This window comes from Streptosporangium sandarakinum, assembly GCF_013409935.1.
Taxonomy (GTDB): Bacteria; Actinomycetota; Actinomycetes; order Streptosporangiales; family Streptosporangiaceae; genus Streptosporangium; species Streptosporangium nondiastaticum.
Map to the genome: position 1 here is coordinate 1,325,860 of NZ_JACCCO010000001.1, position 15,555 is coordinate 1,341,414.

Annotated in this window: 15 protein-coding genes; 10 read left to right on the plus strand and 5 right to left on the minus strand. The window is 73.2% G+C overall.

The features are described 5' to 3' along the window. The first annotated feature begins 240 nt into the window (after window positions 1-240). Both HDA43_RS05770 and HDA43_RS05775 read left to right on the plus strand, forming a co-directional pair. Window positions 241-1,164: a phosphotriesterase family protein gene (locus tag HDA43_RS05770; protein ID WP_179818682.1), complete on the plus strand. Its 924-nt coding sequence runs from the start codon at window positions 241-243 to the stop codon at window positions 1,162-1,164. Beyond that, window positions 1,164-2,042: a sugar phosphate isomerase/epimerase family protein gene (locus HDA43_RS05775; protein ID WP_179818683.1), complete on the plus strand. Its 879-nt coding sequence runs from the start codon at window positions 1,164-1,166 to the stop codon at window positions 2,040-2,042. Before HDA43_RS05770 ends, HDA43_RS05775 begins: the two co-directional genes overlap by 1 nt. Before the next feature lie 85 nt (window positions 2,043-2,127). Here HDA43_RS05775 and soxR read toward each other — a convergent pair whose 3' ends face one another. Together soxR and HDA43_RS05785 are read right to left on the minus strand one after the other, a co-directional pair. Next, window positions 2,128-2,613 (minus strand): redox-sensitive transcriptional activator SoxR, encoded by a 486-nt coding sequence (soxR, locus tag HDA43_RS05780; protein WP_179818684.1) that lies wholly within the window; start codon window positions 2,611-2,613, stop codon window positions 2,128-2,130. A 156-nt stretch (window positions 2,614-2,769) separates the two neighbouring features. Continuing rightward, a complete protein-coding gene (locus HDA43_RS05785; protein WP_312873034.1) occupies window positions 2,770-3,765 on the minus strand; it encodes a LacI family DNA-binding transcriptional regulator in 996 nt (331 codons plus the stop codon). Window positions 3,766-3,940: 175 nt separating this feature from the next. Between HDA43_RS05785 and arfA the strand changes: the two genes are divergently transcribed. The 5 genes from arfA (at window position 3,941) to HDA43_RS05810 (ending at window position 9,602) form a co-directional block, all read left to right on the plus strand. After that, window positions 3,941-5,455 carry an arabinosylfuranosidase ArfA gene (gene arfA, locus HDA43_RS05790; RefSeq protein ID WP_179818686.1) on the plus strand — a complete coding sequence of 505 codons (1,515 nt, stop codon included), beginning with the start codon at window positions 3,941-3,943 and terminating at the stop codon, window positions 5,453-5,455. 2 nt (window positions 5,456-5,457) lie between these two features. Further along, window positions 5,458-6,798 carry a substrate-binding domain-containing protein gene (locus HDA43_RS05795; RefSeq protein ID WP_179818687.1) on the plus strand — a complete coding sequence of 447 codons (1,341 nt, stop codon included), beginning with the start codon at window positions 5,458-5,460 and terminating at the stop codon, window positions 6,796-6,798. Next, window positions 6,795-7,736 carry a carbohydrate ABC transporter permease gene (locus HDA43_RS05800; RefSeq protein WP_218911612.1) on the plus strand — a complete coding sequence of 314 codons (942 nt, stop codon included), beginning with the start codon at window positions 6,795-6,797 and terminating at the stop codon, window positions 7,734-7,736. The genes HDA43_RS05795 and HDA43_RS05800 overlap by 4 nt, the downstream gene beginning before the upstream one ends. A gap of 82 nt (window positions 7,737-7,818) precedes the next feature. Next, window positions 7,819-8,655: a carbohydrate ABC transporter permease gene (locus tag HDA43_RS05805; protein ID WP_218911613.1), complete on the plus strand. Its 837-nt coding sequence runs from the start codon at window positions 7,819-7,821 to the stop codon at window positions 8,653-8,655. A 101-nt stretch (window positions 8,656-8,756) separates the two neighbouring features. Next, a complete protein-coding gene (locus tag HDA43_RS05810) occupies window positions 8,757-9,602 on the plus strand; it encodes a patatin-like phospholipase family protein (RefSeq protein ID WP_179818688.1) in 846 nt (281 codons plus the stop codon). Window positions 9,603-9,675: 73 nt separating this feature from the next. Here the strand turns inward: HDA43_RS05810 and HDA43_RS05815 are convergent, their stop codons facing one another. Then, window positions 9,676-10,332, minus strand: a complete 657-nt coding sequence (locus tag HDA43_RS05815) for a neutral zinc metallopeptidase (RefSeq protein ID WP_312873035.1) — start codon at window positions 10,330-10,332, stop codon at window positions 9,676-9,678. A 164-nt stretch (window positions 10,333-10,496) separates the two neighbouring features. Beyond that, on the minus strand, window positions 10,497-10,718 hold the full coding sequence (locus HDA43_RS05820) for a DUF6158 family protein (RefSeq protein WP_179818689.1): 222 nt from the start codon (window positions 10,716-10,718) through the stop codon (window positions 10,497-10,499). A gap of 157 nt (window positions 10,719-10,875) precedes the next feature. Here HDA43_RS05820 and HDA43_RS05825 point away from each other — a divergent pair, with 157 nt between their 5' ends. Both HDA43_RS05825 and HDA43_RS05830 read left to right on the plus strand, forming a co-directional pair. Then, window positions 10,876-11,835 (plus strand): LysR family transcriptional regulator, encoded by a 960-nt coding sequence (locus HDA43_RS05825; protein ID WP_179818690.1) that lies wholly within the window; start codon window positions 10,876-10,878, stop codon window positions 11,833-11,835. Between the two features lie 44 nt (window positions 11,836-11,879). Beyond that, entirely contained in the window at window positions 11,880-13,319 is a 1,440-nt protein-coding gene (locus tag HDA43_RS05830; protein WP_179818691.1) for a hypothetical protein, read from the plus strand. A gap of 53 nt (window positions 13,320-13,372) precedes the next feature. Here HDA43_RS05830 and HDA43_RS05835 read toward each other — a convergent pair whose 3' ends face one another. Beyond that, window positions 13,373-13,876, minus strand: a complete 504-nt coding sequence (locus tag HDA43_RS05835; RefSeq protein ID WP_179818692.1) for a hypothetical protein — start codon at window positions 13,874-13,876, stop codon at window positions 13,373-13,375. Between the two features lie 439 nt (window positions 13,877-14,315). Between HDA43_RS05835 and HDA43_RS05840 the strand changes: the two genes are divergently transcribed. Beyond that, window positions 14,316-15,497 carry an ROK family protein gene (locus tag HDA43_RS05840; RefSeq protein WP_179822836.1) on the plus strand — a complete coding sequence of 394 codons (1,182 nt, stop codon included), beginning with the start codon at window positions 14,316-14,318 and terminating at the stop codon, window positions 15,495-15,497. The last annotated feature ends 58 nt before the right edge of the window (window positions 15,498-15,555 follow it).

Consider the following 15,555-nt stretch of genomic DNA (forward strand, 5'->3'; position numbering starts at 1 on the left):
CGCTGAACAGACTTCTTCGCATGTACGGCTTCCCTTCGCGGAGCAATGGTCAGACCGCCATGCACGGTCAGGGGGCGGGACCCTGACCTTCGACCGCCCGTGATGCACGTGCATGAACGCCCAGAGGGTCACACACCAGCGCACATCCCGTCAATAGTTTGCTAATCCAACTAAAGCCGGAAAGGTAAAGTCCTGTGGCCTTCTTCGATTTTCACCCCAAATATGGGCTAATGTCCGTTCATGCATGAGGCAAATCTCGTGATGACCGTCAACGGCCCGTGCCCCCCGCCGGCCATCGAGGGGGCGGTCCTCCCCCGCGAGCACCTCCGCAGCGACCTGCGCTGCGCGGCCGGCACGGCCTCCGACCCCAACCGCTGGCTGGACGAGGAGGACGCCGTCGCCGAGGAGCTGTGCGGCCTGCGCCGGTACGACGCCCTCGGCCTGGTCGTCGAGCTGAGCTGCATCGGCGCCGGGCGCGACGCCGCGGCCCTGGCCAAGGTCGCGGCGCGCAGCCGGGTCGGCGTGGTGGCCGGGACCGGCTTCTTCGCCGGCCCGTTCACGCCCGCCTGGGCGCTCGACGCCGACGTGGACACGCTCACCGCCCACCTGCTGGCCGAGATCCGCGACGGCCTGGACGGCACCGGCGTCCGGCCCGGTGTGATCGGCGAGATCGGCGCCTGGGACGGCGAGCCGTCCCCCGCCGAGGAGCGCTGCGCGGTCGCCGCCGCCCGGGCGTCCCTGGCCTCGGGCCTGCCGGTCGCGGTCCACCACCGCGGCGCCGTGGCGCTGCTGGAGATCCTGCTCGGCGAGGGGCTGCCCGCCTGCCGCGTCAGCGTCGCCGACGCCGGGACCGACCACGCGGTCCTCCGCAAGGTCGCCGAGGCCGGCGGCTACGTCTGCCTCTCCTCCCTCGGGCCGGACCGGCTCCGGCACGCCCTCGCCCTCGTCGAGGAGGGACACGCCCACCGGCTGCTGCTCAGCAGCGGCCTGTCGATGGTCTCGGAGATCGAGCGGTACGGCGGGGCCGGCTACGGCCACCTGTTCCGTACGTTCCTGCCCAGGATGCGCGAAGCTGGGATCACCGAGGACACCATCCGCCTGATCACCCGTGACAACCCCCTCCGCTGGCTGGCCCACCTGGAGCGGCGACACCTGGAGCAGTGATGTCGATCAAGGTCGCGAACGCCCCCGTCAACTTCGGGATCTACCGGGCCGACGACGCGCCGATAGGCCCGGCGACCATGCTCGGCGCGCTGGCCGGAGCCGGATACGACGGGATCGACTCAGGGCCGATCGGATACCTGGGCACCGGCGATGAGCTGCGGGAGCGGCTGGAGCGGGCCGGGATGGGCCTGGCCGGCGGCTGGGTGGACCTGCGCTACGAGGACGCCGGGGCGTTCTCGGCGGGCCTGCCGGGGCTGGAGGCCGCCCTGGCGGTGTTCGCCGACGCGGCGCCCGCCGACGGCCGGTTCGCGCCGCGGCCCACGCTCGCCTGCCCCGACCACCCGCCGCGGGTCGCCCGCGACGGCGCCCCGGGCCTGCCCGCCGCCGGGTGGGCGGGCTTCGCCGCCCGGGTCCAGGAGGCCGCCGACCGCTGCCGCGACCGGGGCCTGGAGCCCGTCTTCCACCACCACCTCGGCACCCTGGTGGAGACCGCCGAGGAGGTCGAGCGGCTGCTGGAGCTCACCGACGTCTCCCTCTGCCTGGACACCGGGCACCTGTGGCTGGCGGGCGGCGACCCGGTGGCGGCGCTGCGCGACTGGGGCGGCCGGATCCGGCAGGTCCACCTCAAGGACGCCGACCGCGCGGCGCGCGACCGGGTACGGGCGGCCGGGGGCGACCTGGCCGCGGTGGTCGCCGGCGGCGGCTTCCCCGCCCTCGGGGCCGGGGAGGTCGATCTGGCCGGGGTCCTCGCCGGGCTGGACGGCTACGAGGGCTGGCTGGTCGTCGAGCAGGACGTGCCCGGCTCCGGCCAGGACATCCGCCGCATCCTGGACGACCAGCGCGCCAACCGCGACTGGCTGCGCGCCCACGGTCTCTGACCGTTCCGGCGAGGAGGCCCCGGCCGTACGGCCGGCGCCCCGGGCCTCCCGCCGCGCGGCTCCGGCGGGCCGTACGGCGGGCCGATCAGCCCGCGGGCTCGCACATCTCGCCGGCGTACGGGCGCGGACGCGGGCGGCCGACCATCAGCCGCGAGCCCGGCCCCCGGGCCGCCGCCACGTCGTCGGGGTTGGCCAGCGCGCAGCGGTCCAGGGACAGGCAGCCGCAGCCGATGCACTCGGTCAGGCCGTCGCGGAGCCGCTGGAGCTGCTTGATCCGGTCGTCCAGCTCCGACCGCCACGTCGCCGACAGCCTCGCCCAGTCATCGCGGGTGGGGGTGCGCTCCTCGGGCAGCGCCGACAGCGCGGCCTGGATCGTCTTCAGCGGGATGCCCACCCGCTGCGAGACCCGGATGAAGGCGATCCTGCGCAGCGTGTCACGGGTGAAGCGGCGCTGGTTGCCGGCCGTGCGACGGCTGCGGATCAGCCCCTTGGCCTCGTAGAAGTGCAGCGCCGAGACGGCGACGCCGCTGCGGGTCGCGAGCTGGCCGACAGTGAGTTCGGAGTTGGGCACGGGCGCATCGTACCGCTACCTCCACCAATCTTGAGGTTCCGCCCCGGGCTGCGACGCCCCCGAGGGCCGGGCCCTGCCGCCTCGCCGGCCCTCGGCCGTCCCGGGCCGCGCGGGGAACCGCGGCCGTCCCGGGTCGCGAGGGGAACCGCGGCGCCCTCACCTCCCGAGGGTGCTCTCCCGGGGCACGAGGCGGTAGCCGGCCCGCGCCTCCCGGGGAGGCTGGCCCGGTCGGCCGTCGATGCGCTGCCGGAGCAGGTCGACCGCGATGCGGGCCAGCTCCGCCTTGTCGGGGGCGACGGTGGTGAGGGTGGGCGTGCTGTAGCGGCCGTCCTCGATGTCGTCGAGCCCGGCCAGCGCGATGTCCTCGGGCACCCGCAGTCCCGCGGCGAGGATCGTGCGCATCGCGCCCAGCGCCAGCAGGTCGTTGAAGCAGAACACCGCGTCGGGCCGCGGGTCCAGGGCCAGCAGGCCGGCCATCGCCGCCGCGCCCTCGGCCCGGTGGTAGCGCTCCACCTTCGCGACCGTCTCGGGCAGCCCGTGCTCGGCCAGGGCCTGGCGGTACCCGGCCAGGCGGAGCGGCGCCGTGCCGCTGGCGGAGTTGTCCTGCGCGCCGAGGGCGGCGATGCGGGCGCGGCCGAGGCCGATCAGGTGCTCGGTGACGTCGCGGGCCGCCCGGACGTTGTCGATGGCGACGTGGTCGGCCGGGCCGTCGTGGATCCGCTCGCCGAGCAGGACGAGGGCGGTGTCGTCGGTGCGGGCCGCCAGTTCCTCGGCGCCGATCGCGAAGGGGGTCAGGATGACCCCGTCCACCCGGTGGTCGCGGACCCCGTCGAGGGCCTGCCGCTCCCGGTCCAGGCCGCCGTCGGTCTGCTCGATGACGACCAGCCACCGGTGCTCGGCCGCGGCGTCGATGACGAACCGGGACAGCTCCGCGAAGTAGGGCGCGTCGAGCTCCGGCAGGGCCAGGGCGATCACGCCGGTGCGCCCGCGCCGCAGGTTCCGCGCCGACAGGTTGGGGCGGTAGTCGAGCTCGGCGAGCACCTTCTCCACCTTCGCCCGGGTCTCCGGCGAGACGTGGGCGTATCCGTTGACGACGTTGGAGACCGTCTTCACCGACACCCCCGCCAGGCGCGCGATGTCGCGCAGGCTCACTCCCACGTCCTCTTCCCATCCTCCCCGGTCGCGCTGCCCTTCCCGGCCCGCGCGAGATGCGAACCCGTCGATCGTAACGCCCGGGTATCGACTGTGGCAGCGACTGTTTACAACGTTGAAACAACGTTGTACAAACTTCCCTGTTCACGCAAGCCCCCGCAGGAAGAGGTCTGCCGTGCCCCCCTCCGCCCGCCTCACCCTGGACCCCGCCTTCCGGATCGGTCCGGTGGATCCCCGGCTTTTCGGCTCGTTCGTCGAGCACATGGGCCGCTGCGTCCACACCGGCGTCTTCGAGCCCGGCCACCCCCTGGCCGACGCCGACGGCTTCCGCACCGACGTGCTGGAGCTGACCCGCGAGCTCGGGGTCACCGTGGTCCGCTACCCCGGCGGCAACTTCGTCTCCAACTACCGCTGGGAGGACGGAGTCGGCCCCGTCCACGAGCGGCCCGCCCGCCTGGACCTGGCGTGGCGGAGCCTGGAGGGCAACCGCTTCGGCCTGAACGAGTTCATGGCGTGGGCCGCCAAGGCCGGGGTGGAGCCGATGATGGCGCTCAACCTGGGCACCCGAGGCGTGGCCGAGGCGCTGGAGCTGGTGGAGTACGCCAACCACCCCGGCGGCACCGCCCTGTCGGAGCTGCGCCGCTCGCACGGCGTGGACAAGCCGCACGACGTTCGGCTGTGGTGCCTGGGCAACGAGCTGGACGGCCCCTGGCAGATGGGGCACAAGACCGCCGCCGAGTACGGCCGGCTCGCCGCCGAGACCGCGCGGGCGCTCAAGCGCTTCGACCCCGGCCTGTCCCTGGTGGCCTGCGGCAGCTCCAACAGCGGCATGCCGACGTTCGGCTCGTGGGAGGCCGAGGTGCTGGAGGCCACCTACGAGATGGTCGACTACGTCTCACTGCACGCCTACTACGACCCCACGGACGGCGACACCGACTCCTTCCTGGCCAGCGGCGCCGACATGGACCACATGATCCGCTCCATCGCCGCCACCGCCGACCACGTCGGCGCGAGGCTGCGCAGCAAGAAGAAGATCATGCTCTCCTTCGACGAGTGGAACGTCTGGTACCAGAGCCGGTTCGGCGGCGAGTCCTCGCTGGGGTGGACCGAGCACCCCCGGCTGATCGAGGACACCTACGACGTCACCGACGCGGTCGTCGTCGGCAGCCTGCTGATCACGCTGCTGCGCAACGCCGACCGGGTCGGCGTCGCCTGCCAGGCCCAGCTCGCCAACGTCATCGCCCCGATCAGGACCGAGCCCGGCGGCCCGGCCTGGCGGCAGACCATCTTCCACCCGTTCGCGCTGACCGCCCGGCACGCCCGCGGCCAGGTGCTGCGGGTGGAGCCCGAGTGCGCGGTGATCCCCACCGCCAGGTACGGCGACGTCCCGGCGATCTGGGCCACCGCCACCCACGACGAGGCGACCGGCGAGACGACGCTCCTCGCCGTCAACCGCGACCGGAACGCCCCGTGCGACCTGGAGGTCGCCCTCCCCGGGGGAATGCGGGCGGTGGAACACCTGGAGCTCGCCGACGACGACCCCTCGGCCGCCAACTCCGCCGAGGCGCCCGGCCGCGTCGTCCCCCGCCCCGGATCCGGCGCCCGCGTCGAGGGCCGCCGCGCCTCGCTCCGGCTCTCCCCCTCCTCTTGGAACATCGTCCGCTTCGCCCCCGCGTCCCCCCAGGAGTGACAATGACCAGTCCGTTCTCCCGCCGCTCCTTCCTCGGCCTCTCGGGGGCCGTGGGACTCACCGCCGCGCTGACCGCCTGCGGAGGCGGCACGAAGATCGGGGCGGACTCCTCCGCGCCCGCCTCCCCCGCGCCGGCGTTCTCCGGCGGGGAGTACACCGGCCCCAAGGTGACGCTCGACTACTGGAACGGCTTCACCGGCGGCGACGGCCCGCACATGCGGAAGATGCTGGAGGAGTTCAACAAGCGGTTCGCCGGCCGCATCGAGGTCCGCAACGTCACCCGGCGCTGGGAGGACCTCTACCCGGCGATGCCGACGGCCATCGCCGCGGGCAAGGGCCCGGACGTGGCGGTGATCCACATCGACTGGGTCGGCACCTTCGCCGCCCGCAGAACGCTGCTGCCGCTGGACGACGTGGTGAGCTCGCTCGGGCTGACCGAGTCCGACTACATCCCCGCCATCTGGAAGGCCGGCGTCTACCGGGACCAGCGCTACAGCGTGCCGCTGGACGTGCACTGCCTGGCCGACTACTGGAACACCGAGCACCTGGACAAGATCGGGCTGAAGGAGGCGCCCGCCGACCGGGAGGGCTACGAGAAGGCGCTGACGGAGCTGAGGAAGGCCGGCGTCGCCAACCCGTTCTGGATGCCGAACAAGTGGCCGGCGCACCTGATGTTCATGAGCCTGCTGTGGCAGTTCGGCGGCGAGCTCTACAGCGAGGACGGCGCCAGGGCGCTGTGGGGCGGGCCGGAGGGCGAGCAGGCCCTGGCCTGGATGGTCGAGCAGATCGACAAGGGCCACAGCCCCGCCGAGGTCGCCCAGGACAGCCAGTACGCCGCCTTCAAGAACGGCAAGGTCAGCCTCACCTGGGACGGCATCTGGCAGATCAACGACCTCAAGACCAACGCCCCGTCGCTGAAGTGGGGCATGTCCCCGATCCCGAACATCGGCGGCACCGCCGCCATGTGGAGCTCCTCGCACAACTTCGTGATGACCTCCCAGGCCGGCAAGGACCCCAACAAGGTCCAGGCCGCCAAGTTCTTCATCGACCACATGGGCCGCCTGTCGGCCGAGTGGGCCAGGGCCGGCATGATCCCCGCCCGCAACTCCGCCCGCCAGGACCCGCAGATCGCCGGCCTGCCGCAGATCAAGCTGGCCGCCGACCCGGACGTGTTCCACTTCATCCCCGCCGTCCCGGGCGTCGGCGACGTGCAGAGCAAGGCCCTCGAACTGGCCGTCGCCAAGGCCGTGCTGAAGCAGTCGTCCCCCGCGGAGGCGCTGAAGGAGGGCGTGGCCTCGGCGGACAAACTGCTGGCCGACAACAAGCGGAAGTACGGTCGGTGAGCGGCCTGCCGGCCGGGGTGGGGGACCTGCGCGGGGCGGCGCGACCGGGCGGGTCCCCCGGGACCGCGAGCAGGATGCGGTCCTGGACGCCGTACGCGTTCTGCGCCCCCTACCTCGTGCTGTTCGCCGTCTTCATGATCCTGCCGATCGGCTTCGGGTTCTGGACGAGCCTGCACGAGTGGGACATCAACCTGCCGGCCAAGCCGTTCGTCGGGCTGGAGAACTACACCGACCTGTTCGACCCGGGGAGCGTCGACGGGTCGCGGTTCTGGTCGGCGATGCGGGCCACCGGGATCTTCACCGTCTTCTCCGTCCCGCTGCTGATCCTGCTGCCGCTGCTGGTGGCGCTGCTGATGAACGGCCGGTTCAGGGGGCGCAACCTCTACCGGGCCGTCTACTTCGCCCCCTACGTGCTGGGCGTCGTGGTCGTCGGCGTCGTCTGGCAGTTCCTGCTGGACGGCAACATCGGCCTGGTCAACCACTACCTGGGCCTGGACGTGCAGTGGACCACCGACGTGCCGGCCGCCTGGGTCGCCCTCGTCGGGGTGACGGTGTGGTGGACGCTCGGCCTGAACGCGGTGATCTTCCTCGCCGGGTTGCAGGACATCCCCCGGGAGCTGCACGAGGCGGCGATGGTGGACGGCGCCTCGGCCTGGGACCGGTTCCGCGCGGTGACCCTGCCCGGCCTGCGGCCGGTCATGCTGTTCGTGGTCAACACCACGATCCTGGCCTCGGCCAACATGTTCGGCCAGTCCTACCTCATCACCCGGGGCGCCCCCGCGGACCAGACCAAGACGGCGATCTACCTGATCGCCGAGACCGGCCTGCGCCAGTTCGACATGGGCACCGCCTCGGCGATGAGCTTCATCCTCGCCGCCTTCCTGATGGTGGCCAGCGGGCTGGTCTTCGGCGCGTTCCGGGACAGGAGGAAGGCATGACCGGGGCCCTCGGGAAGGAAGGCGGGAGAACCGTGACCGTGAACCCCACGATCCCCGTGATCCCCGCGGAGGTGGTGGAGCCGTGACCGGGGACGTCCGCCGGCTGCGCCGTACCCTGCTGCACCTGGTCCTCGCGGTGATCGCGGCGCTCTACCTGAGCCCGCTCGTCTACATGGTCGTCACCTCTTTCAAGACCCGCGAGGCCGCCGGCTCGACGGAGCCGCGGTGGGTGCCCGACCCGGCCACGCTCGACGCCTACCGGGAGGTCCTCGGCAGCGCCGACAGCCCGGCACTGCGCTGGTTCCTCAACAGCCTGGCCGCCGCCACCGGGCACGCGGTGCTCGTCCTGGTCACCGCCACGCCCGCCGCCTACGCGCTGGCCCGGCTCCGCTTCCGCGGCCGGAACCTGCTCTTCGGGACGATCGTGGCCACGCTGTTCGTGCCGCCGGTGGTGCTGCTGATCCCCAACTTCCTGATAGTCAACGAGCTGGCGTGGGTGGACAGCCTGCCCGCGGTGATCGTTCCGGCCGCGGCCGGCGCGTTCGGGGTGTTCTTCCTGCGGCAGTTCTTCATCACGCTGCCCGGGGAGCTGGAGGAGGCCGCGGAGCTGGACGGCGGCAACCGGTGGCAGATCTTCACCGCCATCGCGCTGCCGCTGGCCCGTCCCGCGCTGGTGACGCTGTTCCTGCTGTCGTTCCTGACGAACTGGAACGACTTCCTGTGGCCGCTGTACGTGCTGCTCAGCCCCGAGTCGCTGACCCTGCCCGCGGGCCTGGGCAACTTCCAGAGCGCCAACAGCGTCCGCTACGACCTGCTGATGGCCGGCGCGGTGATCGCCAGCGTCCCGGTGATCGTCATCTATCTCGCCGCCCAGCGCTGGGTGATCGAGGGCATCTCCCGTTCGGGCCTGAAGGGGTGAGGGACGCCCTGGCGGGCCGGGGACGGAGTGGGCTCCCGGCCCCGGGGGTACGCACGAGATCCGGCCGGAGGGTCCGGGCGGATGACGGTGAGAATGGGCGTATGACGAGAGCACTGGTGCTGGGCGGCGGAGGAATCGCGGGAATCGCCTGGGAGGCGGGGATCGTGGCGGGCCTGCGGGAGGCGGGCCTGGACCTGGGAGAGGCCGGCCTGGTGGTCGGCACCTCGGCCGGGTCGGTGGTGGGGGCGCTCGTCGCCACCGGGGCCGACCTGGAGAGCGCGGTCGCCGCCGAGGCGGACGGGACGAACGGAGCCGGCGGGACGGGCGCCGGGACGGCGGCGCGGCCGGCCGTGGACATGGAGCCGGTGATGGCCGCCTTCGGCCTGCTGTACGACCCGTCGCTGGAGCCGCGGGAGGCCCGGCGGCGGATCGGCGAGCTGGCCCTGGCCGCAGAGGGCGCCGCCAGGATCGAGTCGGTCGGCGAGCGGCTGCCGGTGAAGGAGTGGCCGGACCGCCGGCTGCTGATCACCGCGGTCGACGCCGGGACCGGCGAGTTCACGGTCTGGGACCGCGACTCCGGCGCGCCGCTGGCCGCGGCGGTCGCCTCCAGCTGCGCGGTCCCCTGCGTGTTCGCGCCGGTGGAGATCGGCGGGCGCCGCTACATGGACGGCGGGGTGCGCTCGGCCACCAACGCCGACCTGGCGGCGGGCAGCTCGGCCGTGGTCGTCCTGGAGCCGCTGGCGCACTTCACGCCCAGGACTCGCTACCGGGACGAGATCGCCGAGCTGGGCGGCGTCCCGGTGGCCCACGTGGCGCCCGACGAGGCGGCCGTCGCCGTGTTCGGCGCCGACGTCCTCGACCCGGGCCTGTGGAAGCCCGCCTTCGAGGCCGGCCTCGCCCAGGCGCCCGCGGTCGCGGACGAGGTGGGCCGGGTCTGGCGGGCCTGACCGCCGCGCGGCCGGGGCCGGTCACACGGCGGGCGGCGGGTCCGGCGCGGCAGGGCCGTACGGCGGCGCGGTGTCAGGGCAGGCAGCCGCGCACGCCGTACCTCGCGCCGCGGTTGAAGGAGGAGGTGCGCTGGGCGGCGGTGCCGTGGTCGGTCACGTCGGTCCAGGACGTCTCGTCGCCCAGCCTCCGGTGGATCTCGGCGATCTCCTCCAGGTCGCCCCGCTCGAACCGCAGCACGCCGTCGGCCGCGGCGCCGTACAGCACGGCGCCGGCCAGGCAGTCGGCCTGGAGTTCGTAGGTGGACATCACCAGCGAGTCGCGCAGCCGCGCCTGCACGGCGTGGCCCCACTCGTGGGCGACGACGAGGTACACCCACGCGTCGCCGATGCGGTAGCCCTGCGCCATGAGGTCGAGGTCCCAGGCGATGTAGTCGTCCTCGATGCAGTACCAGGCGTTGTCGTAGCCGAGGCGCCGGCCTCCGCACAGCGGCGGCTTCGTCACGCCCCTGCGGTAGCCGCCGTACACGGCCGGGGGGACGTACTTGCCGGTGAAGAACCGCGACCAGTGGGTCCGCCAGTAGCTGTCCACGACGTAGACCGCCGTGGAGACGTCCTGGCCCATGTCGTCCGTGCTCCGCGCCGCCGCGGCCGGGCTCGCCGGGCCGGCCACCGCGGCCAGGGACGACCACGCGACCACGAGGCAGAGCGCCTTCCATCGCCGCACGCGCACAGAGGCCTCCCGCCGGCCGGATCCTGCCTCGAAAGTAGGCGCGGATCGGGCGCGGCGGAAGACCGGGGAGCCGTATGGACGAAAGTTCTGTGAAGGGGCCGGAGGCCGGGCACGTCACCGGCCCCCGCCGCGGCGCGCGGTCGCGGCGGGGGCCGGCCGTACGGTCACCGCTGCCGGGCGCCCTCGCGCAGCCGTTCCGGGTCGACGTCGCGCTCGGGGTGGCGGCGCAGGTACTCCTGCTCCAGCTCCCCGGTGCGCACGGTGTGGTTCGCCAGCGCGTCGTCCGATCCGTGCATGAGCGTCTCCGTCCGCGTCTCGTGCATGTGCCGCAGCTCGCGGAGCAGGTCTTCCTCGGAGAGGTCCTTCGGGTCGATTCCCATCGTCATAGGGACTCGCCTACCCCGTCACCGCCCTCCCTCACCTTCCTCTCTCCCCTCCCGTCCCGCGCTGACGATCTCGCCCACACCCGATTTCACTAAATTCCGTCAGATTTCATGACTTCGCTACATTGCGGGTATACCGCCGTCGCTTTACCGTCCCGGTATGGACCTCGAGCTTCGACACCTCAGGATCGTGCGGGCGGTCGCCGAGGCCGGGAGCGTCACCAAGGCCGCGACCCACCTCGGGCTGGCCCAGCCGGCGCTGACCGCCCAGCTCAAGCGGATAGAGCGAGGACTCGGGGGAGCCCTGTTCCGGCGCGACCACACCGGCGCGCGACCCACACCTCTCGGCGAGCTGGTGCTTGCCAGGGCGAAAGTCCTGCTGCCCGCCGCCCGCGAACTCCAGGAGGAGGCGGTGCGGTTCGCCAACGCCGGCGGCACCGCGCCCAGCTACCGCCTGGGCGCCACCAACGGGCCGGTCCTGGGCGGCCTGGTCGACCGGCTGGCCACCGAGTGGCCCTCGACACCGGTCAGCACCTGCACCTCGTGGTCGGCCAGGGAACTCGCCACGATGGTCACGCTCGGCCGCCTCGACTTCGCGGTCGTCGGCACCTGCGGCGAGAGCCCACCGCCCCTGGAGGGGCCGGTGATGTGGCGGACGATCGGGCTGGACCCCGTCTTCGTGCTGCTCGGCGAAAACCACCCGCTGGCCGGGCGCGCGGAGGTGGAGCTCTCCGAGCTGGCCGACGAGCGGTGGGCCGTCGCCCCCGGCGACGGGTGTTTCGGCGACTGCTTCGCCGCCGCCTGCGCCCGTGCCGGCTTCACGCCCCTGACCATCTACGAGACCGACGTGGCCACGTGCCTGCACCTGGCCTCCGTCGGCCGCGCCGCCGTACTGTGCCAGGCGACCTTCCAGCCGACCCCGGGGCTGACCGCGGTGCCGCTCGCCGGCGCGCCGCTGCGCTGGCGGCACATCCTCGGCTGGCACCCGGAGGCGGCCCCCGCGCGGGTCGCGGACTCGGTCGCCGAGTACGCCAAGGCGGCCCATGCCGACGCGGTACGGCGCAACACCTGCTACGCCTCCTGGCTGAGCCGCAACCCGCGCTTCGGCACCATTCCCTGACCGGGCGTGTCACGGCGTCCGGCACGGTCGACCACAATGGTCGGATGAGCGAGGTTCTGACGCTGTGCGAGGGCGCGGTGCTGACGCACCTGGCCACCCGGGCCGAACTGGCGGCCGGCCGGCTGGCCGCCGCCGACGACCTGCGGCTGTGGGCGCGGCTGGCCGACGGCGAGGGGCTGCCGCTCGCCGGCGGCGGCCGGGTGCGCACCGTGGCCGAGGAGGGCGGGCCGTTCCTGGCCGGGCCCGCGGGCTGGCTGGCGGACGTGGCGGCCGAGGACGTCGTCGCGCTGCGCCTGCGCGACGGCCGGCTGGAGCCGTCCACCGTGAAGCTCGACTCCTTCCCCGCCGACCGGGCGATGCTCGTCGCCCAGGAGTTCGGCGAGCGGGCGCTCGACGCGCTGCGCTCCTTCGCCGAGGGGATCGAGCCCTCCCCCGGCGTCCCGATCGACGCGGTGGTGCTGGAGCTGCTGGCCAGGGCCCCGGAGACCTTCGCCGACCCGCTCCCTCCGCTGGCGCCGCTGCTGCGGGGGGCCTCGCTGGAGGTGCGGGGCGGCCGGGTGGGCGTCGTGGGCACCCCCTGGGACACCGGGTCGGTCGCCGGCCTTTCGCCGCTGGACATCATGCGGCTGACCTTGTCGCGCAGCGCGCTGCGCACCTACGACGAGGGGGCGGACCTGTCGAAGGCCGTCACGTACCTGTCGCGCTCGCCGGAGGTGCTGGAGCGGATCGCCGACGAGGTCGAGCGCGAGCCCCTCTCCCCCCGGGTGCTGGAGGCGCTCCCCCGCACCGAGCCGGCCGCGCTGCTGCTGGCCGCCCGCTCCGCCGAGGGCGAGGGGCGGTCGTTCGAGGCGGCCGGGCTCGTCGGGGAGGCGCTGTCCCTGGCGCCCGGCCTCGCGCCGGCCGAGCGGGACGCGGCCGAGTACGCCGCCTGCCGCACCGACCCCGGCGACCCGCTGCCCGCGCGGGCGGAGCACCTGTTCCGGCGGCTCGTCGCGTACGGTGACCGACCGGCCCGCCGCCGCCTGGTGGACGACCTGGTGGCGCTGAGCGTCCGGGTGGCCGAGCCCGCCCTGGCCGACCTCGCGCTGTTCGAGAACGACGTGGTGGGAGAGTTCCTGGACGCGCGGGGCGTGTGGCTGCGCGACGACGAGGTGGAGCTGCTGGAGTCCTGGCGGCGCACGCCGCTGCGCCTGTGGGAGGTCCTGGGCGTCGAAGGGGAGGAGGTCACCCTGCGCGACGCCGGACCCGGGGGGGACGGGCCGGTGACGGTGACCGACGAGCTGCTGTCGCGCCAGGCCGTGCCCGGCGACCTGATGCTGACCCGGCTGCTGGGCGACGGCCGGGGGCCGCGGGTTTTCGGCCACCCGTTCAAGGTGGCCCCGGAGCGGCGGGAGGAGATGCTGGCGCTGCTGACCGACCCGGTCGACCCCTACGCGGTGGCGGCCTTCTTCCGCCGGGCCCCGCGTCCGCCCGGCGCCCCCTGACGCGGGGCCGCGCGGCCGGCCGGACCGGCCGCGCGGCAGCGAGGAGCGTGTCGTCAGCCTCCGTAACCGCTCTCGCCTTCGTAACCCTTCTCGCCTTCGTAAGGCATCTCGCCTTCGTAGTTCTTCCCGCCTTCGTAACCCTTCTCGCCTTCGTAAGGCATCTCGCCTTCGTAGTTCTTCCCGCCTTCGTAACCCTTCTCGCCTTCGTAAGGCATCTCGCCTTCGTAGTTCTTCTCGCCTTCGTAGTTCTTCTCGCCCTCGTAACCCTTCTCGCTTTCGTTCTCATGGCCCATGTTCTTGTGGCCCATGTTCTCGTGGTGGCTCTTATCCCAATGTTGGCCCTTGTCCCAGCGGTGGCCCTCGTAGCCGTTCTCGCGCTTGCCGTACCCGCCGCCGTCGTCACCGTCACCGGCTACGTACCGCTGGAAGGGCTCGCCGACGGCCACGCGGGCGGTGGCCGTGCCCGCCGCCGCGGACTGGGCCGCCAGGGCGGCGGGGACGACAAGGCCGGAGCCCGCCACGATGCCGGCGGCGAGAGCGTAACTGATCCTGATCATGTGACCCCCCATATCCGTTGGTCACGCCCGGGCGGCGCCCGGACCGACGGGGCGCCGGGCCGGCCGCCGGGGTTCTCCCGACGGCGCGGAGACGGCGTACAACTGGGATTCCACCCGGACCGGAGCGGAAATCGGCGTCCTTCTCAGGAAAGGGGAAACCATTGATCCGGCCGACTTACCATCCGGTAGCGGAGAATGACGGCGGAGACGGTTTTCGTCACGCTCGGTCAGCGGCTCCGGAGCGAGGCTCGCCCTCCCGCGCCTTCCGCCGTCCGGCCGAACAGAACGGGCCGGTAGATCGCCTCCGCCTCCTGAGGCCGCCGTACGCCCCTCTTATGGCGAGAGCCGTACAAAAGTAGCGATCATTTGGGCATAATGACGGGAAGAGTGGGCGTAAGTCGCCGCGGCCACGCGTGAACGAGGAGTGTTGACTGTGCGCATGCCGAGCGAGGCGAACGGTCCCGACGCGGGCGCGGGGGCGCTGCTGAAGATCCTGCGCGACGGTCAGGCCCGCACCCGGGCGGAGCTGGTGCAGCTCACCGGCCTGGCGAGATCGACGCTCGGGCAGCGTCTCGACGCATTGGTGAGCCAGCGGTGGGTCGTCCCGGCCGAGGAGGCCATCTCCTCGGGGGGCCGCCCGGCCGTCGCCTTCACCTTCAACCGCTCGGCCCGCGTCGTCCTCGCCGCCGACCTCGGCGCGACCCACGCCCGGGTCGCGGTCACCGACCTCGGCACCGAGGTCCTCGCCGAACGCGCGGCGGAGGTGCCGATAGACCGCGGACCCGAGGAGACGCTTCACTGGCTCCAGCGGACCTTCGAGGAGATGCTCGCCGAGAGCGGCCACACCACCGGGGAGGTCTGCGGCATCGGGGTCGGCCTGCCCGGCCCGGTGGAGCACAGCTCCGGACGGCCGGTCAATCCGCCGATAATGCCGGGCTGGGACGGCTTCCCCGTCCCGGAGTGGCTCGGGGAGCGGCTGGGCGCGCCCGTCCTGGTGGACAACGACGTCAACATCATGGCCCTGGGCGAGCACTGGGCCGCCCGCCCCGAGGCCGACCACCTCATCTTCGTCAAGGTCGGCACCGGGATCGGCTGCGGCATCATCAGCGACCGCCGCCTGCACCGGGGCGCCCAGGGCGCGGCCGGCGACATCGGCCACATCCAGGTCTCCCCCACCCTCGACGTCGTCTGCCGCTGCGGCAACTGCGGCTGCCTGGAGGCCGTGGCGAGCGGCGCGGCCGTGGCGGCCCGGCTGCGCGAGGCCGGCGTGGAGGCGACCGGGGGCCGCGACATCGTCCGGCTCGTCCGGAGCGGCAACACCCAGGCCGTCCAGCTCATCCGCCAGGCCGGCCGGGAGATCGGCGAGGTCCTCGCCTCGATCGTGAACTTCTTCAACCCCTCGGTGATCGTGGTCGGCGGCGACGTGGCCGAGGCCGGGGAGCAGATCCTCGCCGGTCTGCGCGAGGTCATCTACAGCAGGTCCCTGCCCCTGGCCACCCAGCACCTGACGATCACCGCCAGCGACCTGGGCGACCGCGCCGGGGTGATCGGCGCCGCCGTCATGGTCATCGAGCACGTCCTGGCCCCCGGCGCCGCCGACCACGTGCCCGGCCGCCCCTGACCGGCCTCGCCGGGCGGTGTTCCGATCGACCGGCGGCCACGGATCGTGGGACACTCGC

Bases quoted from the DNA above. Each gene is read 5' to 3' on its own strand.
- HDA43_RS05770 (WP_179818682.1), top strand. From the start codon at position 241: ATGCATGAGGCAAATCTCGTGATGACCGTCAACGGCCCGTGCCCCCCG.
- HDA43_RS05775 (WP_179818683.1), top strand. From the start codon at position 1,164: ATGTCGATCAAGGTCGCGAACGCCCCCGTCAACTTCGGGATCTACCGG.
- HDA43_RS05795 (WP_179818687.1), top strand. From the start codon at position 5,458: ATGACCAGTCCGTTCTCCCGCCGCTCCTTCCTCGGCCTCTCGGGGGCC.
- HDA43_RS05810 (WP_179818688.1), top strand. From the start codon at position 8,757: ATGACGAGAGCACTGGTGCTGGGCGGCGGAGGAATCGCGGGAATCGCC.
- HDA43_RS05820 (WP_179818689.1), bottom strand. From the start codon at position 10,718: ATGACGATGGGAATCGACCCGAAGGACCTCTCCGAGGAAGACCTGCTC.
- HDA43_RS05825 (WP_179818690.1), top strand. From the start codon at position 10,876: ATGGACCTCGAGCTTCGACACCTCAGGATCGTGCGGGCGGTCGCCGAG.
- HDA43_RS05830 (WP_179818691.1), top strand. From the start codon at position 11,880: ATGAGCGAGGTTCTGACGCTGTGCGAGGGCGCGGTGCTGACGCACCTG.
- HDA43_RS05835 (WP_179818692.1), bottom strand. From the start codon at position 13,876: ATGATCAGGATCAGTTACGCTCTCGCCGCCGGCATCGTGGCGGGCTCC.
- HDA43_RS05840 (WP_179822836.1), top strand. From the start codon at position 14,316: ATGCCGAGCGAGGCGAACGGTCCCGACGCGGGCGCGGGGGCGCTGCTG.